At 72.8% G+C, this 23,764-nt stretch carries 18 protein-coding genes and 1 tRNA gene; 2 read left to right on the forward strand and 17 right to left on the reverse strand.

Annotation, left to right across the window (positions count from 1 at the left end; translation table 11 throughout):
- Positions 1-48 precede the first annotated feature (48 nt).
- The 10 genes from prfA to ACIRD3_RS28395 all read right to left on the reverse strand — a co-directional run bounded on the left by prfA (position 49) and on the right by ACIRD3_RS28395 (position 13,156).
- Complete coding sequence (gene prfA, locus ACIRD3_RS28350; protein WP_402222158.1) at positions 49-1,125, reverse strand: peptide chain release factor 1; 1,077 nt, start codon at positions 1,123-1,125, stop codon at positions 49-51.
- Between the two features lie 141 nt (positions 1,126-1,266).
- Positions 1,267-1,488, reverse strand: coding sequence for a 50S ribosomal protein L31 (gene rpmE, locus ACIRD3_RS28355; protein ID WP_030057539.1), 222 nt, complete (start codon positions 1,486-1,488; stop codon positions 1,267-1,269).
- A 137-nt stretch (positions 1,489-1,625) separates the two neighbouring features.
- Complete coding sequence (locus ACIRD3_RS28360; RefSeq protein WP_402222161.1) at positions 1,626-2,750, reverse strand: LCP family protein; 1,125 nt, start codon at positions 2,748-2,750, stop codon at positions 1,626-1,628.
- A 140-nt stretch (positions 2,751-2,890) separates the two neighbouring features.
- Entirely contained in the window at positions 2,891-4,990 is a 2,100-nt protein-coding gene (gene rho, locus ACIRD3_RS28365; RefSeq protein ID WP_402222163.1) for a transcription termination factor Rho, read from the reverse strand.
- A gap of 589 nt (positions 4,991-5,579) precedes the next feature.
- Complete coding sequence (thrB, locus tag ACIRD3_RS28370; protein WP_402222166.1) at positions 5,580-6,518, reverse strand: homoserine kinase; 939 nt, start codon at positions 6,516-6,518, stop codon at positions 5,580-5,582.
- Between the two features lie 367 nt (positions 6,519-6,885).
- Positions 6,886-7,986: a threonine synthase gene (gene thrC, locus ACIRD3_RS28375; RefSeq protein ID WP_402222167.1), complete on the reverse strand. Its 1,101-nt coding sequence runs from the start codon at positions 7,984-7,986 to the stop codon at positions 6,886-6,888.
- Positions 7,987-7,995: 9 nt separating this feature from the next.
- The gene (locus ACIRD3_RS28380; RefSeq protein WP_402222170.1) at positions 7,996-9,288 is read right to left on the reverse strand and encodes a homoserine dehydrogenase; all 1,293 of its coding nucleotides are present in this window, start codon (positions 9,286-9,288) and stop codon (positions 7,996-7,998) included.
- A 137-nt stretch (positions 9,289-9,425) separates the two neighbouring features.
- A complete protein-coding gene (gene lysA / locus ACIRD3_RS28385) occupies positions 9,426-10,820 on the reverse strand; it encodes a diaminopimelate decarboxylase (protein ID WP_402222173.1) in 1,395 nt (464 codons plus the stop codon).
- 88 nt (positions 10,821-10,908) lie between these two features.
- A complete protein-coding gene (gene argS, locus ACIRD3_RS28390) occupies positions 10,909-12,570 on the reverse strand; it encodes an arginine--tRNA ligase (RefSeq protein ID WP_402222175.1) in 1,662 nt (553 codons plus the stop codon).
- Positions 12,571-12,664: 94 nt separating this feature from the next.
- Entirely contained in the window at positions 12,665-13,156 is a 492-nt protein-coding gene (locus ACIRD3_RS28395) for a response regulator (protein ID WP_402222269.1), read from the reverse strand.
- 204 nt (positions 13,157-13,360) lie between these two features.
- Here ACIRD3_RS28395 and ACIRD3_RS28400 point away from each other — a divergent pair.
- Positions 13,361-13,432, forward strand: a tRNA-Arg gene (locus tag ACIRD3_RS28400).
- 123 nt (positions 13,433-13,555) lie between these two features.
- On the opposite strand, the gene ACIRD3_RS28405 is transcribed toward ACIRD3_RS28400, so the two are convergent.
- From ACIRD3_RS28405 to ACIRD3_RS28420, 4 genes are all read right to left on the reverse strand, one after another.
- Positions 13,556-14,542, reverse strand: a complete 987-nt coding sequence (locus tag ACIRD3_RS28405) for a trypsin-like serine peptidase (protein WP_402222178.1) — start codon at positions 14,540-14,542, stop codon at positions 13,556-13,558.
- 103 nt (positions 14,543-14,645) lie between these two features.
- Positions 14,646-15,563: a carbohydrate kinase family protein gene (locus ACIRD3_RS28410; protein WP_402222272.1), complete on the reverse strand. Its 918-nt coding sequence runs from the start codon at positions 15,561-15,563 to the stop codon at positions 14,646-14,648.
- Positions 15,564-15,710: 147 nt separating this feature from the next.
- The gene (locus ACIRD3_RS28415; RefSeq protein WP_402222181.1) at positions 15,711-17,333 is read right to left on the reverse strand and encodes an MFS transporter; all 1,623 of its coding nucleotides are present in this window, start codon (positions 17,331-17,333) and stop codon (positions 15,711-15,713) included.
- 198 nt (positions 17,334-17,531) lie between these two features.
- A complete protein-coding gene (locus ACIRD3_RS28420) occupies positions 17,532-19,271 on the reverse strand; it encodes a DUF885 domain-containing protein (RefSeq protein ID WP_402222184.1) in 1,740 nt (579 codons plus the stop codon).
- A 140-nt stretch (positions 19,272-19,411) separates the two neighbouring features.
- Here ACIRD3_RS28420 and ACIRD3_RS28425 point away from each other — a divergent pair, with 140 nt between their 5' ends.
- Complete coding sequence (locus tag ACIRD3_RS28425; RefSeq protein WP_402222186.1) at positions 19,412-20,167, forward strand: TetR/AcrR family transcriptional regulator; 756 nt, start codon at positions 19,412-19,414, stop codon at positions 20,165-20,167.
- Positions 20,168-20,246: 79 nt separating this feature from the next.
- Here the strand turns inward: ACIRD3_RS28425 and ACIRD3_RS28430 are convergent, their stop codons facing one another.
- The 3 genes from ACIRD3_RS28430 to ACIRD3_RS28440 all read right to left on the reverse strand — a co-directional run bounded on the left by ACIRD3_RS28430 (position 20,247) and on the right by ACIRD3_RS28440 (position 23,730).
- Positions 20,247-21,098 carry a fumarylacetoacetate hydrolase family protein gene (locus ACIRD3_RS28430; protein ID WP_402222188.1) on the reverse strand — a complete coding sequence of 284 codons (852 nt, stop codon included), beginning with the start codon at positions 21,096-21,098 and terminating at the stop codon, positions 20,247-20,249.
- A gap of 216 nt (positions 21,099-21,314) precedes the next feature.
- Positions 21,315-22,541: a protein kinase gene (locus ACIRD3_RS28435; protein WP_402222191.1), complete on the reverse strand. Its 1,227-nt coding sequence runs from the start codon at positions 22,539-22,541 to the stop codon at positions 21,315-21,317.
- Positions 22,542-22,743: 202 nt separating this feature from the next.
- Complete coding sequence (locus ACIRD3_RS28440; protein ID WP_402222194.1) at positions 22,744-23,730, reverse strand: ABC transporter substrate-binding protein; 987 nt, start codon at positions 23,728-23,730, stop codon at positions 22,744-22,746.
- Positions 23,731-23,764 lie beyond the last annotated feature (34 nt).

Raw genomic sequence — 23,764 nt, forward strand, 5'->3', positions numbered from 1 at the left:
TTCTGCGCTCCGGCTTCCGGGCTGCGCGTGGGCTGGGGCGCGCCGGTCTCAGTTCTCTTGGGCCGCGGCGAGCTTGGCCGCCGCGTCCTTGTCCACGCAGGACTGGATCACGGCGTTCAGGTCGCCGTCCAGGACCTGGTCCAGGTTGTACGCCTTGAACCCGGTGCGGTGGTCCGAGATGCGGTTCTCGGGGTAGTTGTACGTCCGGATCCGCTCGGAGCGGTCCACCGTGCGGACCTGGCTGCGGCGCGCGTCCGAGGCCTCGCGCTCGGCCTCCTCCTGCGCGGCGGCCAGCAGCCGCGAACGCAGGATGCGCATCGCCTGCTCCTTGTTCTGCAGCTGGCTCTTCTCGTTCTGGCAGGACGCCACGATACCGGTCGGCAGGTGGGTGATCCGGACCGCGGAGTCGGTGGTGTTGACCGACTGGCCGCCGGGGCCGGAGGACCGGTAGACGTCGATCCGCAGGTCGTTGGCGAGGATCTCGACCTCGACCTCCTCCGCCTCGGGGGTGACCAGCACGCCCGCCGCGGAGGTGTGGATGCGGCCCTGGGACTCGGTGGCGGGGACGCGCTGCACGCGGTGCACGCCGCCCTCGTACTTCAGCCGGGCCCAGACGCCCTGGCCGGGCTCGGCGTTGCCCTTGGTCTTCACGGCCACCGAGACGTCCTTGTAGCCGCCGAGGTCGGACTCGTTGAAGTCGATGATCTCGGTCTTCCAGCCGATCCGCTCGGCGAAGCGCAGGTACATCCGGAGCAGGTCTCCGGCGAACAGCGCGGACTCCTCGCCGCCCTCGCCCGCCTTGATCTCCAGGATGACGTCCTTGTCGTCGCTCGGGTCGCGCGGCACCAGCAACAGGCGCAGTTCCTCGGTGAGCTCGTCGCGGCGCGCCTCGGAGTCCTTCACCTCGGCGATGAACTCCGGGTCCTCGGCGGCGAGTTCGCGCGCGGCCTCGATGTCCTCGCCGGCCTGCCGCCACTGCCGGTAGACCCGGGTGATCGGGGTCAGCTCAGCGTACCGCTTGGCCAGCTTGCGCGCGTTGGCCTGGTCGGCGTGGACGGACGGGTCGGCCAGCCTCGTCTCGAGGTCGGCGTGCTCGACGAGGAGCTCTTCGACTGCCTCGAACATGGGGTGGCCTTCTTCCCGGGGGCTCGGATCTGGTGGGGAGGGGAAAAGCGGGGGGACCGCGCGGGGGGACGCGAACGGCGCCGGCCCCCAGCGCCCCCGACTACGCGTACGGGGGCGCCGGGAACCGGCGCCGAGGGAGCGCTAGGCCTTCGCGCTGTGCTGCTTGCCGAAGCGGGCCTCGAAGCGGGCCACGCGGCCACCGGTGTCGAGGATCTTCTGCTTGCCGGTGTAGAACGGGTGGCACTGCGAGCAGACCTCGGCGCGGATCTCGCCACTGGTCTCGGTCGAGCGGGTGGTGAACTCGGCGCCGCAGGTGCAGGTCACGCGCGTGACCACGTACTCGGGGTGAACGTTGGGCTTCAAGGGGTTCTCCTAGGTTTCGGGAGGGCACCGGGTCGGCGGCTGGAGTGCCGCACGTGAACCGGGACCGACGGACCAGTCTGCCAGGACCGGCCGCATCTTCCCAAACCGGGTCGCGTTCCGGGATATTCCGGGCCCGCTCAGCGGGTGGCCGTGGCCTTCGCGGTCGGCTTCCCCGCGGTCCGCGCGGGGGCCGTCGCGGGGGCCGTGGCAGCGGTCTGAGCGGGGTTCTCCGGCTGCGCGGAGACGACCGCCTGCGGGAACTCCCGGTCGGCCTTGAGGGCCGCCCAGAGCTGGTCGGCCTGCGGCTGCTGCTCGACCACCCGGTTGGGGTCGCCGGGGGCCGTCTCCACCGGCACGGTGACCATGCTCAGCTGGTCCGGCCCGACCCCCTTGAGCTCCTGGACGAGCCCCACCAGGGAGTTCACCGAGCCCAGCGCGGAGTCGGTGGTGATGCTCTTGGTCACGGTGTCGCCGATCGACCACAGCTTGACCGGGTCGGTGAACAGTCCGGCCCCGCCGGCCTGCTGGAGCAGGGACTTCACCATCTGCTTCTGCAGCTCGATCCGGCCCAGGTCGCTGCCGTCGCCGACGCCGTGCCGGGTGCGGACGAAGGCCAGCGCCTGCTGCCCGTCGAGGTGGTGCCGCCCGGCGGGCAGGTCGAGCCCGCTGTCCTTGTCGTGGATGGCCACCGTGGTGGTCACGGTGGCCCCGCCTATCGCGTCCACGACCCGGGCGAAGCCGGCGAAGTCGATCTGCAGGTAGTGGTCCATCCGCAGGCCGGTGAGCTGCTCGGTGGTCTTGACCGCGCAGGCCGCGCCGCCGCTCTCGAAGGCGCTGTTGTACATCGCGCGCTTGGCGCCGGGCACGGCCTTGCCGTTCGCGTCGGTGCAGTCGGGGCGGGTGACCAGGGTGTCGCGCGGTATCGAGACGATCTGCGCCCGCGAGTGGTCCTGGTTGACGTGCACCACCATCGCGGTGTCGGAGCGGGCGGTGTCACCGGTGTTCCCGCCGGCCAGGTCGCCGTTCTCGCCGGCGCGCGAGTCGGAGCCCAGCACCAGGATGTTGAAGGAGCCGTCGGTGGCGGCCGGCGGCCGGGCGTCGCCGAGGCGGCCGTCGATGTCGACGCTCTTGATGTTGCCGTTGAGCTTCACGTACGCGTAGACCGCCGCACCCGCGCCGAGGACGACGAGTGCGACGAACGCGCAGGCTGCCGTCCGCAGGACCGTGCGGCGGCGACTCGGGATCCTCTTGTGCTCGGCCATACGGTCCAGAATAAATCGGACAACATGATCCAAAGACTCCCAAGTTGTCCCGACTCTGGAACAAAGCGGCGCGGACGCACGGAACCCCGGACCGCTCGCGCGATCCGGGGTTCCGTGCTTCGACAGCCGTCCGGCTACGGTCAGTCGCCGGAGCCGGGGGTGGTCTTGGCGATCTGCATCAGGAACTCGGCGTTGCTCTTGGTCTGCTTCATCTTGTCCAGCAGCAGCTCGATCGCCTGCTGCGAGTCGAGCGCGTGCAGCACCCGGCGCAGCTTCCAGACGATGGCCAACTCCTCGCTGCCGAGCAGGATCTCCTCCTTGCGGGTGCTGGAGGCGTCCACGTCGACGGCCGGGAAGATGCGCTTGTCCGAGAGCTTCCGGTCGAGCTTGAGCTCCATGTTGCCGGTGCCCTTGAACTCCTCGAAGATCACCTCGTCCATGCGCGAGCCGGTCTCGACCAGCGCGGTGGCCAGGATGGTCAGCGAGCCGCCGTTCTCGATGTTGCGCGCGGCACCGAAGAACTTCTTCGGCGGGTAGAGCGCGGTCGAGTCGACACCACCGGACAGGATGCGGCCGGAGGCCGGCGCCGCCAGGTTGTAGGCGCGGCCCAGACGGGTGATCGAGTCCAGCAGGATGACCACGTCGTGGCCCAGCTCGACCAGGCGCTTGGCGCGCTCGATGGCCAGCTCGGCGACGGTGGTGTGGTCCTCGGCCGGGCGGTCGAAGGTCGAGGAGATGACCTCGCCCTTCACCGACCGCTGCATGTCGGTGACCTCTTCCGGACGCTCGTCGACCAGGACGACCATCAGGTGGCACTCGGGGTTGTTGTGGGTGATCGCGTTGGCGACCGCCTGCAGCACCATCGTCTTGCCGGTCTTCGGCGGCGCGACGATCAGACCGCGCTGGCCCTTGCCGATCGGCGACACGAGGTCGATGATCCGGGTGGTCAGCACGCCCGGGTCGGTCTCCAGGCGCAGCCGCTCCTGCGGGTACAGCGGGGTGAGCTTGTTGAACTCGGGGCGGCCGCGGCCGCTCTCCGGGTCCATGCCGTTGACGGAGTCCAGGCGCACCATGGCGTTGAACTTCTCGCGGCGCTCGCCCTCGCGCGGCTGGCGGACCGCACCGGTGATGGCGTCACCCTTGCGCAGGCCGTTCTTGCGGACCTGGGCGAGCGAGACGTAGACGTCGTTCTGGCCCGGCAGGTAGCCGGAGGTGCGCACGAACGCGTAGTTGTCGAGGATGTCGAGGATGCCCGCGACCGGGATCAGGACGTCGTCCTCGCCGATCTGCGGCTCGACGGTGCCGGCCTCGAAGCCGTCACGGCCGCGACGGCCACGGCGGTCGCGGTAGCGACCGCGCCGGCCCCGGCGGCCCTCGCCGAACTCGTCGTCGTCGTAGCCGCCCTGCTGGGCCTGCGGCTGCTGGGCCTGCTGGGTCTGCTGGCCCTGGCGGCCCTGCTGGTCGCCCTGGCCGCCGCCCTGCGGCTGGCCCTGGCGGTCGGCGCGCTCGCGGCGGTTGCGGCGGTCGCGACGCGACTCGCGGGAGTCGCCGTCCTGGGCCTCGCCGCCCTGGGCCTCGGTGCGCTCGCCGCCCTCGCGGCGGTCGCCGGCCTCGCGGCGGTCGCGGCGCTCACGGCGGTCGCGACGGCTCTCGCGGCCGTCCTCGCGGCCCTCGAAGCCGCGGGTCTCGGCCGGGCGGGCCTCGGCCTGCTTGGGCTCGGCCACCGCGACGGTGGCGGCCTCGGCCGCGGCCTCGGCGGCCGGGGCGGTGGGGGCGCCGGCGGCCGAGGTGGCACGACGGCGGGTGCGCTCGGTACGGGCCGGCGCGGCGGTCTCGGCGGCGGCCTGGACCGGGATCTCGATCTGGGCCTGCGGCTCGGCGGCGGCCGGGGCCTCGGCGTCGGCCTTGGCGGCGGCCTTGGTGCGGCGGGCCGGCTTCTCGGCCGGGGCCTCGGCGTCCGCCTTGGCGGCGGTGCGCTTGGCGGCCGGGGCGCCACCGGCGGCGAGCAGCGGGTCTCCGCCGCTCTTCTCCTTGATGGTCTCGATCAGCTGGCTCTTGCGCATGCGTCCGGTACCGGTGATGCCAAGGTCCGCGGCGAGCTTCTGCAGCTCGGCCAGGACCATGCCGTCCAGGCCCGCGGCGGCGCTGCGGCGGCGCCGCGCCGGGGCAGCGGGGGCGGCGGCTGCGTCCGACGCGTCGGCGTCCGGGCGCGCGCCCATCAGATCGGTGGAGTCGCTCACTAAGGGTCCTTCCCTGGAGCGGACGTCGGCCTGTCTGGCTCGGCGACCGGTTGTGCTGTCCTGACCGACGCTCGACTGCGTCGGTCCGAGGCGGTGGTCCCTCGAATGGCGGGAGCCCGTCGAGGGAGAGCTGCGAGGTGCGGTGCATGAAGCACGGTGGTGCTGAGTGGCGCGTGGGCCGGTCGTATGTCGACCTCCCCTGAGGGCGTAACCCCCACGCTGCCTGCGAATCCCGGGCCCCCGTCGCGTGACGGTGGCCCGCGCTCCGCCCGTCCTGGCCTCGAGGTGGGAGGCCGCGGGTGGGAGTCAGGTGCCGTCACGGCTTCGGGATGCGGCCGCATGTCGCGCAGGCAGGCTGCGTACGCGCTGCGGTGGGCTCCCGGAGAATCGTCGCCCCGTGCATCGCCGCGACTCCACGGCAGTGGAGTGCTGGGATCGGGACGCGGCGCACCGAGCCCCGGAGGGCACCTGGTGCAGCAATGAGGTTAACACTACCGACCCCCTTGGACATTCCCCAGCCTTGCGCTTGCCAATCGTGTCCGGTGGGCCCGGCTCGGCGCGGGGCCGGTGCCGGGCCCGGACGGGCTGGTCAGACGTCCAGCGGGAGCACGACGGCCCCGGTGCGGTCGACGTCCAGCCGGTGCGCGGCGAACGCCGGGTCCCCGCCGTGGCCGTGGTGCCCGGCGAAGGAGAGCACCTTGTCGGCGCCCGCCTCGTCGGTGAGCGCGAGGACGGTCGGGCCGGCCCCGGAGATGACGGCGGGCACGCCCTCGGCGCGCAGCGCGCCGACCAGCGCGGCGCTGTCCGGCATCGCGGAGGCCCGGTAGTCCTGGTGCAGGCGGTCCTCGGTGGCGGCGAGGAGCAGTTCGGGGCGCCTGGTCAGCGCCTCCACCAGCAGCGCGGAGCGGCCGGCGTTGACGGCGGCGTCGGCCAGCGGGACGGTCTTCGGCAGCAGGCCGCGGGCGGTCTCGGTGAGCACCGCGCCGGCCGGGACGAAGACCACCGGGACGACCTGCTCGGAGGGCTCCAGGGTGACCGCCTTGGCCGACTCCTCGTCGGTCCAGGCGATGGTGAAGTTGCCGCGCAGGCAGGCCGCGACGTTGTCCGGGTGGCCCTCCAGCTCGGAGGCGAGGGCCAGCAGCGCGTCGTCGTCCAGCGCGGACGGGCCGCCGATGGTGACGGCGCGGGCGGCCACGATGCCGGCGCAGATGGCGGCGGAGGAGGAGCCGAGGCCCCGGCCGTGCGGTATCCGGTTGGCGCAGACCACTTCGAGGCCGCGCGGCTGGCCGCCGAGCCGGTCGAAGGCGGCGCGCATCGAGCGGATCAGCAGGTGGCGCTCGTCGCGCGGCAGCGTCTCGGCACCCTCGCCGGCGATGTCGACGGAGAGGCCGGAGTCGGCGACCCGGACGACCACGTCGTCGTACAGGCCCAGCGCGAGCCCGAAGGCGTCGAAGCCCGGGCCGAGGTTGGCGCTGGTCGCGGGAACCCGGACCCGGACGGCGGCGGCACGGAACGCAGGACCGGCCATGCGGTGGACTCTCCTGGGGAAATCGGGCGGCGCGGAGCGCGTCGTCGGTGCGAGGGTGGGGGGAAAGGATCGCGGCCCCCTCCGGGGCGGGCGGTCACAGTCGTCGGCGCGGCCCGGACTGCACCGGGCCCGGGGCATGTGCCACACGGCCGAAGCCAGAGTATCGAAGAGAGGTTCCCGAGCGGTACACCCCGTGGGCCTTCGATCTGGTGTGTTGCCGGTTCTGGCCGGAATACGCACCCCGCTCCGTCAAAGAGCGGGGTGAAATCGGATCGGAATGCGAAGCGGAATTGACACAAAAGTGTCAGTGGAGAACTTTGACGGGCCGACCCCCGAAAGGGTCGGCCCGTCGAAGTGTCAGACCCCGCTAGCGGTCCAGCAGGCCGAGGCTCAGGGCCGCGGCCTCCGGGTCCACCGGGACGATCTGCGGCTGCGGCGCGCCGGCCACCGCCCAGTCCGGGTCCTTGAGGCCGTTGCCGGTCACGGTGCAGACGATCCGCTGGCCCGGGTCGACCAGACCGGCCTCCGCCTTGGCCAGCAGACCGGCCACCGAGGCGGCCGAGGCGGGCTCCACGAAGACGCCCTCCTGGGAGGCCAACAGCCGGTAGGCGGACAGGATCTGACGATCCGTCACCTTGTCGATGAGGCCGCCGGACTCGTCCCGCGCGGCGAGCGCGAAGTCCCAGGAGGCCGGGTTGCCGATCCGGATCGCGGTGGCGATGGTCTGCGGCTTCAGCACCGGGGCGCCGTCCACGATCGGGGCCGAGCCGGCGGCCTGGAAGCCCCACATCCGCGGGGTGCGGGTGGCCAGGCCGTCCGCGGAGTATTCGCGGTAACCCTTCCAGTACGCGGTGATGTTGCCCGCGTTGCCGACCGGCAGGACGTGGATGTCCGGGGCGTCGCCGAGCATGTCGACGATCTCGAAGGCGGCGGTCTTCTGGCCCTCGATCCGCACCGGGTTCACGGAGTTGACCAGGGCCACCGGGTACTTCTCGGACAGTTCACGCGCAAGGGTGAGGCAGTCGTCGAAGTTCCCGTCGACCTGCAGGATCTTCGCCCCGTGCACCAGCGCCTGGCCCATCTTGCCGAGGGCGATCTTGCCCTGCGGGACGAGCACCGCGGAGACCATCCCGGCCCGCACCGCGTACGCGGCGGCGGAGGCCGAGGTGTTGCCGGTGGACGCGCAGATGACCGCCTGCGCGCCCTCCTCCTTGGCCTTGGAGATGGCCATCGTCATCCCGCGGTCCTTGAAGGAACCGGTCGGGTTGGCGCCCTCGACCTTGAGGTAGACCTCGCAGCCGGTGCGCTCGGAGAGCACCTGGGCGGGGACCAGGGGCGTGCCGCCCTCCAGCAGGGTGACCACCGGGGTGGCCGCGGTGACCGGCAGGCGGTCCCGGTACTCCTCGATCAGGCCGCGCCACTGGTGGGTGTGCGCGCCTCGGACGACGTTCTCGGCAACGGCGTTCATGGCAGTTCCTTATTCCCCTTCGACCCGCATGATGCTGGCCACGTCCCGCACGCTGTCCAGCGCGCGGAGCTTGTCGACCGTCGCCGACAGCGCGGCGTCGGTGGCACGGTGGGTGACCACGACGAGCGAGGCGTCGCCGTCGCGGCCCTGCTGGCGCACGGTGTCGATGGAGACGCCGTGCTCGGCGAAGACGGACGCGACCTGGGCGAGCACGCCCGCGCGGTCGTCCACGTCCAGGCTGACGTGGTAGCGGGTGACCACCTCGTCCATCGGCTTGGCGGGCAGCCGGGTGTACAGCGAGTCACCGGGACCGGTGGCACCGGCCAGCTTGTTGCGGCAGACCGCGACGAGGTCGCCGAGCACCGCGGAGGCGGTCGGCGAACCGCCCGCGCCCGGGCCGTAGAACATCAGTCGGCCGGCCGCCTCGGCCTCGACGAACACCGCGTTGTACGCCTCCCGGACCGAGGCCAGCGGGTGCGAGAGCGGGATCATCGCCGGGTGGACCCGGGCGGTGACGGACTCGCCGTCGGCCGCGCGCTCGCAGATCGCGAGCAGCTTGACCACGCAGCCCATCTCCTTCGCGGAGGCGATGTCGGCCGCGGTCACCTCGGTGATGCCCTCGCGGTAGACGTCCGCCGCGGTGACCTTGGTGTGGAAGGCGATGCCGGCCAGGATCGCGGCCTTGGCGGCGGCGTCGAAGCCCTCCACGTCGGCCGTCGGGTCGGCCTCGGCGTAGCCCAGCGCGGTGGCCTCCTCCAGCGCCTCCGAGTAGCCGGCGCCGGTGGTGTCCATCTTGTCGAGGATGAAGTTGGTGGTGCCGTTGACGATGCCCAGCACCCGGTTGACCTTGTCGCCGGCGAGGGACTCGCGCAGCGGGCGCAGCAGCGGGATCGCGCCCGCCACCGCGGCCTCGTAGTAGAGGTCCACCCCGGCCCGGGCGGCCGCCGCGTGCAGTTCGGTGCCGTCCTGGGCGAGCAGCGCCTTGTTGGCGCTGACCACCGAGGCACCGTGCTCGAAGGCCGACAGCAGCAGGGATTTGGACGGCTCGATGCCGCCCACGACCTCGACCACCACGTCGACGTCGTCCCGGCTGACCAGGGCCTCGGCGTCGGTGGTGAGCAGGTGCTCGGGCACGCCCGGGCGCACCCGCCCGGCCCGGCGGACCGCGATCCCGGCCAGCTCCACCGGGGCGCCGATGCGAGCGGCGAGGTCGTCGGCCGTCGTCGTCATGATGCGCGCCACCTCGGAGCCCACCACACCACAACCCAGCAACGCCACCTTCAGCGGGCGCGTACGCATCATCCGACTCCGCTCTGCATTCATCGTGCTTCGGTATTTCCGGCGGTTTTCCTGGCCCGCCGGGAACTTCGGTCCGTACCAGTCTCCGGGACTTTCCGCACGGATCTACGGTCGTTCCATGATCTGAGACAAGGATTTCGTCATCCGATATCGAGACGCAGGAGATCCTCCTCCGTCTCGCGCCGGACGATCACCCGGGCCGCACCGTCCCTGACGGCGAGCACCGGGGGCTTCAGGGCGTGGTTGTAATTGCTCGCCATCGAGCGGCAGTAGGCGCCGGTGGCGGGTACCGCGATCAGGTCGCCGGGGGCCAGGTCGGCCGGCAGGAAGGCGTCCCGGACGACGATGTCGCCGGACTCGCAGTGCTTGCCCACCACCCTGGCCAGCATCGGCTCGGCGTCGCTGCTGCGCGACACCAGGGCGACCGAGTACTCGGCGTCGTACAGCGCGGTGCGGATGTTGTCGGACATCCCGCCGTCCACGCTGACGTAGGTGCGCAGGCCCTCCAGCGGCTTGACGGTGCCGACCTCGTACAGCGTGAACGCGGTCGGACCGACGATCGCCCGGCCCGGCTCCACGCTCAGCCGGGGGGCGTTCAGGTTCGCGGCGGCGCACTCGCGGCGGACGATGTCGGCCAGCGCGGCCGCGATCTCGGCCGGCTCGCGCGGGTCGTCGTCGCTGGTGTACGCGATGCCGAGGCCGCCGCCGAGGTCGATCTCGGGCAGCTCGACGCCGTGCTCGTCGCGGATCTGCGCCAGCAGGCCGACCACCCGGCGGGCGGCCACCTCGAAACCGGCCGTGTCGAAGATCTGCGAGCCGATGTGCGAGTGGATGCCCCGCAGTTCCAGGCTCCCGCCGTGCGCGAGGACCCGGCGCACCGCCTCGGCGGCCGCTCCCCCGGTGAGCGAGAGCCCGAACTTCTGGTCCTCGTGCGCGGTGGCGATGAACTCGTGGGTGTGCGCCTCGACGCCGACGGTGATCCGGATCAGCACCTGCTGGCGGACGCCCTGGCGGGCCGCGATCGCGGCGAGCCGCTCGATCTCCTCGTAGGAGTCGACCACGATGTGCCCGACGCCGGTCTTCACCGCGTGTTCGAGCTCGTCCACCGACTTGTTGTTGCCGTGCAGCGCGATCCGCTCCGGCGGCATCCCGGCGGCCAGCGCGACGGCCAACTCGCCCGCGCTGCACACGTCGAGGTTGAGGCCCTCCTCGTGCAGCCAGCGCACGACCGCCTTGGAGAGGAAGGCCTTGCCGGCGTAGTAGACGTCCGCCTCGGTGCCGAAGGCGTCCCGCCAGGCGCGCGCCCGGCTGCGGAAGTCCTCCTCGTCCAGCACGTACGCCGGAGTGCCGAACTCGGCCGCCAGCTGCCGGACGTCGATCCCGCCGACGGTGGCCACGCCCTCGGCGTTCCGGGCGACGGTACGGGACCAGACCTTGGGGTCGAGCGCGTTCAGGTCGGCCGGCGGGGCCTGGTAGTGGCCCTCGGGCAGGACGTCACCGTGGCGGGGGCCTGCGGGGTGTGCGGAGCGACTCATGTCTCTGGGCTTCCTTGACCTATGGCGAGGGGCGGCGACGGTCCCCGTTGACCGTCCGCCGCCCCCGCTGTGCGCTTGGGGGTGGTGCCTACATCCGCTCGGGCGCCGTCACGCCCAGGAGCGTGAGGCCGTTGGCCATGACCGTGCGCGTGGCCTCGACCAGCCAGAGGCGGGCACGGTGCGTGTCCGAGAGCTCCTCGTCACCCTTGGGCAGGAACATGCAGTTCTCGTACAGGCGGTGGTACTTGCCCGCGAGGTCCTCCAGGTAACGCGCGACCCGGTGCGGCTCGCGCAGCTCGCCGGCGGTGGCGAGGATGCGCGGGAACTCGCCGAGGGCGCCGAGGATGTCGTTCTCCCACTCGGTGGCGAGCAGCTCGGGTTTGAACTGCTCGGCCGTGCCCTTGTCCACGCCCAGCTCGGCGGCCTTGCGGGCCACGCCGCACATCCGGGTGTGCGCGTACTGGACGTAGAAGACCGGGTTCTCGTTGCTCTGGCTGGTCAGCAGGTTGATGTCCAGCGTGATCGTCGAGTCCGTGGAGGAGCGCGCCAGCGTGTAGCGGGCCGCGTCCACGCCGATCCACTCGACCACGTCGTCGATCGTGATGATGTTGCCCGCACGCTTGGACATGCGGACCTCTTCGCCGTCGCGAAGCATCTTCACGAACTGGCCGATCTTCACCTCGATGTTGTGGTTCATGTCGTCGCCCGCGCAGGCCGAGATGGCCTTGAGGCGGTTGACGTAGCCGTGGTGGTCGGCGCCCAGCATGTAGAGCGCGACCTCGGCGCCGCGGTCCCGCTTGGACAGGTAGTACGCGGCGTCGGCGGCGAAGTAGGTCTTGTCGCCGTCGGCCTTGATCAGGACGCGGTCCTTGTCGTCGCCGAAGTCGGTGGTGCGCAGGAAGACCGCGCCGTCCTGCTCGAAGACGTGGCCCTGCTCGCGCAGCCGGTCGATGGCCTTCTCGACGGCGCCCGAGTCGTGCAGCGTCTTCTCCGAGAACCACACGTCGAAGTGGGTGCCGAACTCCTCCATCGAACGCTTGATCTCGCCGACCATGAGCTTGAGGCCCTCGGTGCGGAAGACCTGCAGCTGCTCGGCCTCGGGCAGGTCGAGCACGCCCGGGATCGCGTCGGTGAGCGCCTTGGCGATGTCGACGATGTACTCGCCGACGTACCCGCCCTCGGGCACCTCGCGGCCGTTCGCGGCGGCCTGCAGCGAGGCGGCGAACTTGGTGATCTGCACACCGGCGTCGTTGAGGTAGTACTCGGTGGTGACGTCGGCGCCGGAGGCCCGCAGCACGCGCGCCAGCGAGTCGCCGACGGCGGCCCAGCGGACGCCGCCGATGTGGATCGGGCCGGTCGGGTTGGCGGAGACGAACTCCAGGTTGATCTTGAGGCCCTTGAGCGCCTCGTTGCGGCCGTAGGCCTCGCCCGCCTCGACGACGGTGCGCGCCAGCGCGCCCGCGGTGGCGGTGTCCAGGGTGATGTTCAGGAAGCCCGGACCGGCGATGTCGACCTTCGCCACACCGGTGATCCCTCGCAGGCGCTCGGCCAGGACCTCGGCAACGGCTCGCGGCGGCTTGCCGGCCGCCTTGGCGAGCTGGAGGGCCACGTTGGTCGCGTAGTCGCCGTGGTCCCTGTTCTTGGGCCGCTCGACCGTCACGTGCTCGGGCACGGCGACGGCCAGCTCGCCCGCCTCGACGGCGGTGCTCACTGCGGCCTGGATTGCCTGGGAAAGGTCTGCGGGGGTCACGACGCCAAGCGTAGGCGAGACGGGGTACCCGCCCGCCACTCGGTTTACCGGTTGAGACGCTCCGGGGCGCGGATGCGCCGTCCGTCCGGGGGTCTCAGCCGCGATCGCCCCGCTCTGTTCGCTCAGGGCGAAACCTGTCGGGCCGCCCCCCGGGGCGTCCCCCGGGCCGTTCACCGGGCCGGGCGTCGAGGCGGCCGTCCAGGGGGTCGTCGAGCTCTCCGGCCGCCGCCATCAGGCGCCGGACCAGGGCCACCAGGTCGGCCGGGTCGAAGGGCTTGCCGAGGTAGCCGTCCACGCCGACGGTCTCCCCCAGGTCCAGGTCCGCCGGGGTGCAGGCGCTCACGATCGCGATCGGCACCCGGCTGGTGTCCGGAGTCGCGCGCAGCCGGGCCGCCGTCCGAAGGCCGTCCAGTCGGGGCATCACCACGTCCAGGGTCACCACGTCGGGCTTCACCCGGCGGATGACCTCCAGGCACTCGGCGCCGTCGGCGGCGGTCACCACCTCGAAGCCCTCGAGCTCCAGGTTGACCCTGATCAGCTGGCGGATCACCTCGCTGTCGTCCACCACGAGGACCCGCCCGGACACTCCCGACACCTCACCGAGGGTATCGGCGGCCCCACCGCCCCGTCCGGCCTTTGCCCACTTCCGCCCCGGGCCGCCCCCGGACGATCGTCCGGGCCCACGGCCTCCCGAGCCCCGACGATCTTCCGGAAACCCGTGCACGGACCACACCCGAAGCCTGGTAGTGTTCATCCCGTCGGAACGCGGAAGCGGCCGACAGGCCGACAGGCCCCCGTAGCTCAGGGGATAGAGCACCGCCCTCCGGAGGCGGGTGCGTAGGTTCGAATCCTACCGGGGGCACTTCGCGGGAAGTGCAACAGAGGCCCAGATCAGTGGAGTTGATCCACGGATCTGGGCCTTCGTCATGTTCCGGGCCGGACGCGCCGCACCGCCGCGGCCCGCGGTGCGGGTCGCGCCGGTGCGTCAGGACGCGGCGGTCTCGGCCTGGGTGTAGAGCGCCGCGATGGTGTGGTCGAAGGAGGCGCTGTACGAGACGTCGTCGGTGTCGCCGCCCTGCTGGTAGCCGCCGATGGCACCGACCACGTCACCGGTGGCGGTGTTGATCCAGGGGCCGCCGCTGGTGCCGGCCGGGTAGGACGGGCAGTCGATGGCCCGCTGGTACGTGCTCTCCCGCGAGGTCGTGTTGGTGCAGAGGCTGGGCGTCTCGGAGTCCGCGGGGTAGCCGTAGAGGCGGACGGTGGCGTCGACGGGCTCGTCGGTGCCCAGGCGGTTGCCGCCGACCACGTCCTCGACCTCGCGGCCGTTGGCGGGCGCCGTCTCCAGGATCGCGAAGTCCTCGTCCACGTCGCCCTTCCGGGCCCAGCCGTCGGTGGTGTGGATCGCGGTCACCCGCCAGGTGCCGTACGGGGCGGAGCCGTCGCGGTAGCCGGGGGCGAAGGTGACGCCGTCGGTGCTGCTGAGGCAGTGCGCGGCGGTCAGCAGCAGGTTGCCGGTGGCGCTGTGCAGCACGCTGGCGGTGCAGAAGTGGTTGCCGGCCGCCACCGAACCGCTGAACAGCGCGCCGACGGTGGCGGTTTCGCGGGCGTCGGCGGGGGCGGGGGCGGTGGTGCCGAGGGCGGTGCCCGGGGTGGCGGGAGTGGCGGCCTGGGCGGCGGCCGGGGTGTCGGCGGGCTCGGGCGCCGGCGCCCCGGTCGCGAGCGGGCTCGGGGCGGCGGTCGGCGTCGACGTGGCCGTGGGGGCGGCGACCGGGGCCGCCGCCGCGTCGGCGGGCGGGGCGGGTGCGACGGCGGCGCGGGTGCTGCGGGCGGCCTTCCCGGCGACCGTCGCGCCGGTCGGGTCCAGTCCGTGCGTCCCGGCGACCACGGCCGCCACCACGACCGCGGAGAGCCCGGCGAACAGGGTCGGGGCCAGAAGGCGGCGGCGCGACTTCGGGCGGCGGTGCTGACCCATGCTGCTGCTTCTCCTGCCGTCGGTGGCGGTGCTCGGTCAACGACTATGACGGAGTTGCCTGGAAAGGTCGTTACCGACGTCTTGGAGCTCGATGAGAAATCCGTCACTCCGGCCGGGACCGCCCGAGCACGGCGTCCAGGTCCGCCGCCCCGACGAAGGCGGTGTGCGTCCCCGCGGCGGTGCAGGCGAAGGCCCCGGCCGCCGAGCCGGCCCGGGCGCAGTCCAGCGGCGGGCGGCCGCGGAACCAGGCGTACAGGAAGCCGGACACGAAGGCGTCCCCGGCACCGTTGGTGTCCACCACCGGGGCGCCCGGGTCGACGGCCGGCAGGTGGCGCGGCGCGGCGTCGCCGCGGGTGAGCAGGTGGCAGCCCTCGGCGCCCGCGGTGGCGACGACCACCCGGGCGCGGCCCTCGGCGAGGACCGCCCGCATCACCTGCTCGTGCCGACCGCGGCAGCCGGCCACCGAGAGGAAGACCAGGTCGGAGCGGAGCGCGTAGTCCCGGTGGTGCGGGTCGGCGCCGTCCCAGTCGTGCAGGTCGGTGGAGGTGGTGCGGCCGAGCCGGTGCAGGTCGCCGTACATGTCCCGGTTGACGCCGGTGATGGACAGGTGGACGTGCCGGCTGCGCTCGGCGTACGGCAGGTAGAAGTGGCGCGGCAGCCGCAGGTCGGCGGGGTGGCGACCGTCGTAGAAGGAGAACCGGCGGCCGGCCGCGTCCACCAGGTTGACCCCGCGGGGAGTGCCGTGCGGGCTCACCAGGTGGGCGAAGTGCAGGCCGTGGCGCCGGTAGGCGGCGCGGACCAGGGCGCCCTGCGGGTCGTCGCCGAGGAAGTCCAGGAAGGCGGTGCGCAGGCCGAGGTGGTGGGCGCCGAGGGCGACGCCGTTGCCGGTGTGGCCGACGTAGTCGCGCACCGGCCCGACGAACTGCGAGTCGCCGGGCGGGATCTCCAGCCGTTCGACCCGCACGACGGTGTCCACCCCGGCGCCGCCGACCACGAGCAGGTCGAACTCGTCCCCGGGCAGCAGGGCGGTCTCAGGCCGGGCGGTCTCAGGCTGGGTGGTCTCGGGCCGGGCGGTCTCGGGCAGCACGACGGCGCCTCCTTGATCCCTGGACGGTGGCCAGGAGTCAAGCAGGCGCCGGAGGTTGACTGCAAGACCTTGCTGTAACTTTCAATCCCTCGGCGGCCGCTCCGACCCCGCTTCCGTGCGCACCTCGCCGCCCGCCCGGACGTTGGCCTTGACGTCGGCCATGGCGGCCTCGCGCGGACTCGGCCGCCCGTCCACGGCCCGTACGGCGGCGGCTTCCGCGACCGCTTCCGCGCCGCCGGGGACGCCGGTGGCCTCACCGGGCGCCGGGCGGTGGTTGATCATCACGAACGCGACCAGCGCGGCGAGGACCAGCACGCCCATCGCCACCCAGGTGGCGACCGCGTAGCCGTGCACCGCGCCGTGGGCCTGCACCGCCGGGTCGGAGGCGATCCGGCTGGACAGGTAGGTCGCGGTGGCGCTGGCCGCGATGGTGTTCAGCAGTGCCGTACCGAAGGAACCGCCCACCTGCTGGGCCGAGTTGATGGTGGCCGACGCGGCCCCGGCCTCGTTCGGGGCGACCCCCAGGGTGGCCAGGCTCATCGACGGCATGAACACCAGGCCCATGCCGAAGCCGAGCAGCAGCTGGGCGGGCAGCACCATGGCGACCCACGGGCTGTCCACCTTCATCTGGGTCAGCCAGGCCATGCCGCCCGCGGCGAGCAGCAGACCGGGCGCGATCAGGTTGCGGGACGGCACCCTGGTCATCATCCGGGCCGCGAAGCCCGTCGAACTGATGATGATCGCGGCGGTCATCGGCAGGAACGAGACCCCGGACATCACCGGCGAGAAGTGTTTGATCACCTGGAGGTAGTAGGTCAGGAACAGGAACAGGCCGAACATGCCGACCATGGCCAGGCCGACCGAGAGCGCGGCGCCGCCGCGGTTGCGTTCGGCGACGATGTGCAGCGGCAGCAGCGCGTGGTCGGTGCGCTTCTCGACCAGGACGAAGGTCGCGAGCAGGACGACGCCGAGCCCCAGCGAGCCCAGCACCAGCCAGTCGCCCCAGCCCCGGGTCACGGCCTCGGAGGTGCCGAAGACGATCGCGAGCAGGCCGGTGCAGCCGAGCAGGGCGCCCGGCAGGTCCAGTTTGATCCGCCGGCCCTTGGCGACGTGGTCGCGGGCGAGCACCCAGCGGGCGGCGAGGGCGGTGGCGATCGCGATCGGGGTGTTGACGAACAGGCACCAGCGCCAGTCCAGGTACTCGGTCAGCAGGCCGCCGGTGATGAAGCCGATCGCGGCGCCGCTGCCGGCGATCGCGCCGAAGATGCCGAAGGCCGTACTGCGTTCCCTGGGGTCGGAGAAGGTCGTCGAGAGCAGCCCCAGCGCGGAGGGGGCGAGCAGCGCGCCGAACGCGCCCTGCAGGGCGCGGGCGCCGAAGAGCATGGCCGGGGTGACGGCCGCACCGCCGACGGCGGAGGCGAGGGCGAAGCCCAGCAGGCCGACGGTGAAGACGCGTTTGCGTCCGAAGAGGTCGCCCAGCCGGCCGCCGAGCAGCAGCAGGCCACCGAAGGCGAGGGTGTAGGCCGTGATCATCCACTGCCGGTCGGCGTCGGAGATCCCCAGGTCCTTCTGGGCCGACGGCAGCGCGATGTTCACGATGGTGATGTCGAGGACGATCATGAGCTGGGCGACGGCGATGACGGCCAACGCCCACCAGCGTCGGCTGTCCGTGCCCTCATGACCGGTGGCGGATTGCGCAGTCACTGGTCGAGCCTTCCGGAGTGTGGCGGAGAGGTCACGCAGTCGCCTTCCAGCCAATACCCGGGCCCGACGCGATGGCAAGGAAAAACATTGCCAAATCGGACTTTTGGGACAAAAGAACCAGGGTCCCGGGACCTCGGGACGAGGCCCCGGGACCCTGGTTCCGTCCGGCTCCGACACGGGCCGCCAGGACGCGGATCCCTAGAGCGCCGAGAGCTCCGCGACCAGGTCGTCCAGGCCCAGCGAGCCCTGCGAGAGCGCCGCCATGTGCCAGGCCTTGAGGTCGAACTCCTCGCCGCGCGCCTCGTGCGCCGCCCGTGCCGCCGCCCGGCCGCGCAGCCAGGCGCGCTCGCCGAGCTTGTAGCCGATCGCCTGGCCGGGCAGGCCCAGGTAGCGGACCAGCTCACTGTCCAGGAAGTCGTCGGACAGGCCGCAGTACCGCCCGAAGAACTCCCGGGCGCGCTCCGGGCTGACCGGCTCGCCCGGCGCGTACGGGGAGTCGGCCGGGAAGTCCAGGCCGGCGTGCATGCCGATGTCGACGATGACCCGCAGCGCCCGCATCATCTGCGCGTTGAGGTAGCCCAGCCGGTGGCCCGGGTCGGTGAGGTAGCCGAGCTCGTCCATCAGGCGCTCGGCGTACAGCGCCCAGCCCTCCAGGTTGGCGCTCACCCCGCCGAGGCTGGTCTGGTAGGTGGAGAGCCGGTCGGAGACGTAGTTCCACTGCGCGAGCTGCAGGTGGTGGCCCGGGACGCCCTCGTGGTACCAGGTCGAGACCAGGTCCCAGACCGGGAAGCGGTCCCGGCCGAGCAGCGGCAGCCAGGTCCGCCCGGGACGGCTGAAGTCCAGCGACGGCGGGGTGTAGTACGGCGCGGCGGCACTGCCGGCCGGGGCGATCTTCGACTCGACCCGGGTGACCGGCTCGGCCAGGTCGAAGTGGGTGCCCTGGAGGTCGGAGACCGCCCGGTCCATCAGCCCCTGGAGGTACTCCCGGGCGGCCTCGGCGCCCTCGATGGCCGGGCCGTCGGACTCCAGCCACTTCATCGCCGTCATCGGGTCGGAGCCGGGCAGGACCTTCTCGGCCTCGGCGCGCATCTGGGCGAGCAGGTCGTGGAACTCGGTCCACGCCCAGGCGTAGGCCTCGTCCAGGTCCAGGTCGGCGCCGGCCCAGTAGCGGACCCACCGGCCGTAGCGCTCGCGGCCCACCGCGTCCGGGGTGTCGGCGGCGGCCGGCCTGTAGACGTCCCGCAGCCAGTCGCGCAGCGCGGCCAGCGCCTCGGCGGCGGCCAGCGCGTGCTCGAACAGCTCGGCGCGCAGGCCCTCCGGCGCGTCCTGGACGAACTGGCCGAACCAGCCCGCCCGTCGCCCGTCGCCACCGTTGTCCGCGTCGCCGTCCGCGCCGCCGTCCAGCCACTCGCCGATCTGCCCGACCACGGTGGTCACCTGGCGCGGGCCGGACAGCAGGCCGCGCTCGATGCCCGTGGCCAGGGTCTGCCGGTACTGCTCCAGGGCGACCGGCACCTTCGCCAGCCGGCGGCCGACCACCTGCCACTCGGCCTCGGTGCCGGTGGCCATCAGGGTGAAGGACTCGCGCAGGTTGTGCACCGGGGAGGCCAGGTTGCGCACCGCGCGGAGGTCCTCGCCCGCCTCGTGCACGGCGAGTTCGGCGGTCAGCCGCTCGCGCAGCAGCCGGGCGCAGCGGCGCTCGGCCTCGTCCTCGGCGGCGCCGGCCCGCTCGGCCTCGTCGAGCTGCGCCAGGGTGCGGCGGGCGAGGCCGGCGATCGCCTCGTGGCCGGCCGGGGAGAGGTCGGGCAGCCGGTCGTCCTCGGGGTTGAGGCCGAGGTAGATCGCGGTCAGCGGGTCGAGCTCGGCCAGGGCGCGGACGTAACCGTCCGCGATACGGCGCGGGGTGTCGCCGTCGGAGGTGATCAGTTCTTCAACCATCCGGACATCATGGCGTGGCGCGGCCCGTTTGCAACCCCTTGACCGGGGGCGTCCCACCGGTCCGTACGCCGGTCCGACGCGAGGAAATCCGTTCGCCGCGACAGGATCCGATCGGTCCGACGCCCATTACGCTGACCGCCATGGAAGCCCGCCCCACCTCGGCATCCGAGCAGGTGCCCGCCCCGGCCGCACCCGAGCCGCGCCCGCGCCGCGCCGGCTACCGGCGGCTGCCGGTCCAGCAGCGGCGCGAGCAGTTGATCGCGGTCGCCCTGGAACTGTTCGCCTGCCGACCGCCCGAGGAGGTGAGCCTGGACGACGTCGCCGAAGCCGCCGGGGCCTCCCGCCCGCTCGTCTACCGCTACTTCGCGGGCGGCAAGCAGCAGTTGTACGAGGCCGCGCTGCGCTCCGCGGCCGACGAGCTGACCAGCCGCTTCGCCGTCCCGCTGGCCGGGACGCCGTCCGAGCAGCTGGCGGCCGTGCTGGACGGCTACTTCGCCTTCGTGGCCGAGCACGACGCGGGCTACTCGGCGCTGCTGCGCGGCGGTTCGGTGGTGGAGACGGCCCGCACCTCGGCGATCGTGGACGACGTCCGGCGGGCCGCGCTGCGGCGCACCCTGCGCCACCTGGGCGTGCGGGAGGCCGGGCCGCGGCTGACGCTGCTGGTGCGCTCGTGGATCGCGGTGGTCGAGGGGGCGTCGCTGAGCTGGCTGGACGAGGGCCGCGCGCTGCCGGTGGCCGAGCTGCGCGACTGGCTGGTGGACCAGTTCACCGCGATGGCGGCGGCGACGGCGTTGCACGACCCGCAGACGGCGCAGGTGCTGGCCGGGCTGCTCGCGCTGGAGGGCCCGCAGGCGCCGCGGGCCGCGCGGCTGCGGGAGGTCCTGGAGCCGCGGTGAGGCTCCCGACCCCCGTGCCCGGGGTCGGGGCCGGCGCCGCTACGGCGTACCGGGCACCTGGGTCACCGCTCGCCGGGGCTCACGCCTTGCCGAGCACCTGGCGCTGGCGGCCGAGGCCGTCGATCTCGATCTCGACGACGTCGCCGGGGGCGAGGAACGGCGTGCCCGGGCGGCCCAGGGTGACCCCGGCCGGGGTGCCGGTGACGATCACGTCGCCGGGCTCCAGCACCATGAACTGACTCGCGTAGCGGACCAGTTCGAGCACCGGGAAGATCATCTCGGCGGTGCTGCCGTGCTGCCGCTGCTCGCCGTTGACCCAGAGCCGCAGCCCCAGCGCCTGCGGGTCCGCGACCTCGTCGGCGGTGACCAGCCAGGGCCCGAGCGGGGTGAAGGTCTCCGCCGACTTGCCCTTGTCCCACTGACCGCCGCGCTCGAACTGGAAGGCCCGCTCGGTGACGTCGTTGGCGATCGTGTAGCCGGCGATCACCTCGGCGGCCTCGGTCGGCGAGTCCAGGTAGCGGGCGGTCCGGCCGATCACCACGGCCAGCTCGGCCTCGTAGTCGGTCTTCTCGCCGCCGCGCGGCACCAGCACCTCGTCGTACGGGCCGACCACGGTGGAACTCGGCTTGAGGAAGATCACCGGCTCGGCCGGGATCGCGGCCCCGGCCTCGGCGGCGTGGTCGCGGTAGTTGAGCCCGATGCCGACCACCTTGCCCGGCCGGGCCACCGGCGCGCCCACGCGCTGCCCGTCCAGGTCCACCACCGGCAGGAGGCCGGCGGCGACGTCCTGGGCCAGCGCGGCCGGGTCCAGCCCGGCCAGGAAGGACCCGTCGAGGTCGCGGGCCCGCCCGGAGAGGTCGTACGCGGTGCCGTCCTCGTCCAGGACGACCGGGCGTTCGCTGCCCGGGGGTCCGACGCGCAGGAGCTTCATCGATCCGTCACCAGCCTTTCGTCGCAGCTCAGCGGGGCGGTACGGACACCGCTCCCGAGTCTGGCAACGAGGTATACCAATGTCCGCGGGCGGCGGACCAGACCGTCCCGATGGGCGAAATCCTCCCGATTCCGGTCACGGCCCGGGGCCCGGATCGGGTGGGCACACGGTTGACAGACGGGCCCCGGCACGCTTCCCCCGGCCGACCCGCTCCGCTCAGCCGCCCTGTGCCCCGCCGCCCTGTGCCCCGCCGCCGAGCAGCGCCGCCAGGCCCAGCGCGCGCGGACGGCCCGGGCCGAGCCGGGCGACCTCCCGCTGCCAGTACGCGAGGTCGTGCTCCGCGGCCGTCCGGGCCTCCCGGGTGGCGTCCGGCACCCGGGTCAGCTCGTCCAGCAGCGCGACCGCGGCGCCGGGGCTGCCGTCCCGGCCCAGCCAGAGGGCCAGGTCGTGGCAGGTCCGCAGGGTCCGCGGGTCGGCCGGTCCGCAGATCCGGGCAAAGGCGGGGAGGAGGGCGGTGAGGATCTCCACCGCCTCGGCCGGCTCGCCCGCGACCCCGTGCTGCCAGGCCCGGTCGGCCCGTCGGCGCAGCTGCTCCGGGCTCGGGTCGTCCGGGCGCAGCATCCCCGGCCGGACCGCGCGCAGCCGCTCCAGCACCTCGGCGGCGTCGGCGGGCCGGTCCTCGGGCCGCTTGGCCAGCAGCCCGGCGACCAGCTCGGCCAGCGCCGGGTCGATGCCGCGCACCCGGGGCGGGACCTCCTCCAGGTGCTTGTACATGTACTCGGCGGCGGAGGTGGCGCGGAACGGCCGTCCGCCGGTGCAGACCTCGTACAGCATGACGCCGAGCGCGTAGAGGTCCGCCCGGCCGTCCACCACGCCGCCGGACCAGCACTCGGGCGCGAGGTACGGGACGGTGCCGATCACGTTGCCGGTGGAGGTCAGCCGGGCGGTCTGGGTGACCAGTCGGGCGATGCCGAAGTCCAGGACCTTGCCGCGCTCCCCCTCCGCCGCGATCATCACGTTCTCGGGCTTGATGTCCCGGTGGACGATGCCCGAACTGTGCGCGGCCTCCAGCGCCTTGCAGACGTGCCGCATCCAGCGCAGGCCCTTGGCGTGCTCCGGCAGGCCGTGCTTGAGCACCTCGGACAGCGCCCGGCCGCGGACCAGTTCCATCACCAGGTACGGGGTCTTCCCGGTGCCCGCGTCCGTCCACCCGTAGTCGTACACCGTCACGATGTGCGGGTTGTTGAGGCCGCCGGCCGTCTTGGCCTCGCGGACGAACCGGCTGACCGCCTCCCGGTCGGTGGCGTGCTCGGCGAGCAGCACCTTGAGCGCGACCTTCCGCTCGAAGGTCAGGTCGGTCGCCAGCCAGACCACGCCGAAGCCGCCCCGGCCCAGCATCTCCTCCAGCCGGTAGCGGCCGCCGATCACCTCGCCCTGCTTCATGCGCTCCCCCCAACTCGACCCCGCCCGCTCGGCGTTCGCCGCCGGTGGGGGGCCACGATAGCGGCGGGCGGGGACGGTCGGGTGAACGGACTCCGGGCGGACCGTCCGGATGCCGCTACGGTTCGGCGCCGCCCGGGAGCGGGTGCGTACCCGCTCCCGGGCCGGCCTTCGAACCCCCGTCCTCCGCCCGGAGGGACGGGCCCTAGGACTTGGGCAGGCCGGGCGGGTTGACCTCGGAGGAGCGCACGGCCTCGCCGTCCAGGCCCCAGCGCTTGAGCACCTGCCCGTACGTACCGTTCCTGATCACCTCGTCGATCGCCGCGTTGAGCGCCGTGACCAGGCCGTTGTCCTTCCTGGTGGTCGCCGCGATCTTGCCGAGGACGTCGGCGCCGCCGCCCGAGTAGGTGCCGACGACCTCGGTCTCGCCGCTGCTCACGGCGTGGAAGGCCAGGCTGGGGTTGGGGCCGGTGTAGACCGCGATCCGGCCGGAGGAGAGCGCCAGGTAGTACTCGGTGCCCTGGAAGTACTTGAGGTCGATCGGCTTGAGGCCGTTCCCGACGTTCTGCTCGCTCCAGGCGAGCAGCAGCTTCTCCTGGTTGGTGCCGGTGGAGACGCCGACCGCCTTCCCCGCGAGGTCCGCGGGGCCGGTGACCTTGAGGCCGCTGCCCTTCTTCGCCTCGAAGCCCAGGACGTCCAGCCGGTAGGTGGCGAAGTCGTACTTCTCCTTGCGGGCCTCGGTGACGGTGATGTTGGACAGGCCCACGTCGTACTTGCCGCTGTCCAGGCCGACGAAGATGTTCTCCCAGGAGACCGGGTTGAACTCGACCTTGAGGCCGAGCACACCGCCGATCAGGGTGGCGATGTCGGGCTCGACGCCGATGATCGTCCGGTCGTCGTCGGCGTAGAAGTCCAGCGGCGGGGTGGTGCCGATGGAGTCGACGACGCTCAGCGTCCCCTTCTTCCGGATCTCCTCCGGAAGGAGCGCGGCGATCGCGTCGACTTTCGGCGTGGTCACCCGGTTCTGGTTCGGGGACAGGTTCACCACCGTGCCGTCCGGTGCGGTGCTGCCCCCGGCCGCGGCCGGTCCCGCCGCACCGGCGCCGGTGGCTCCGCTGCCGCAGCCGGCCAGGACGAGGGCGGCGGCGAGGACGGCGGCCGGGGCCACCAGGGCGCGACGGGGTAGGGACATGGCGGAACTCCTGCTCGGTGACGGGGTGTGGAGG

The sequence above is a fragment of the Kitasatospora sp. NPDC093550 genome, from assembly GCF_044764985.1.
GTDB lineage: Bacteria > Actinomycetota > Actinomycetes > Streptomycetales > Streptomycetaceae > Kitasatospora.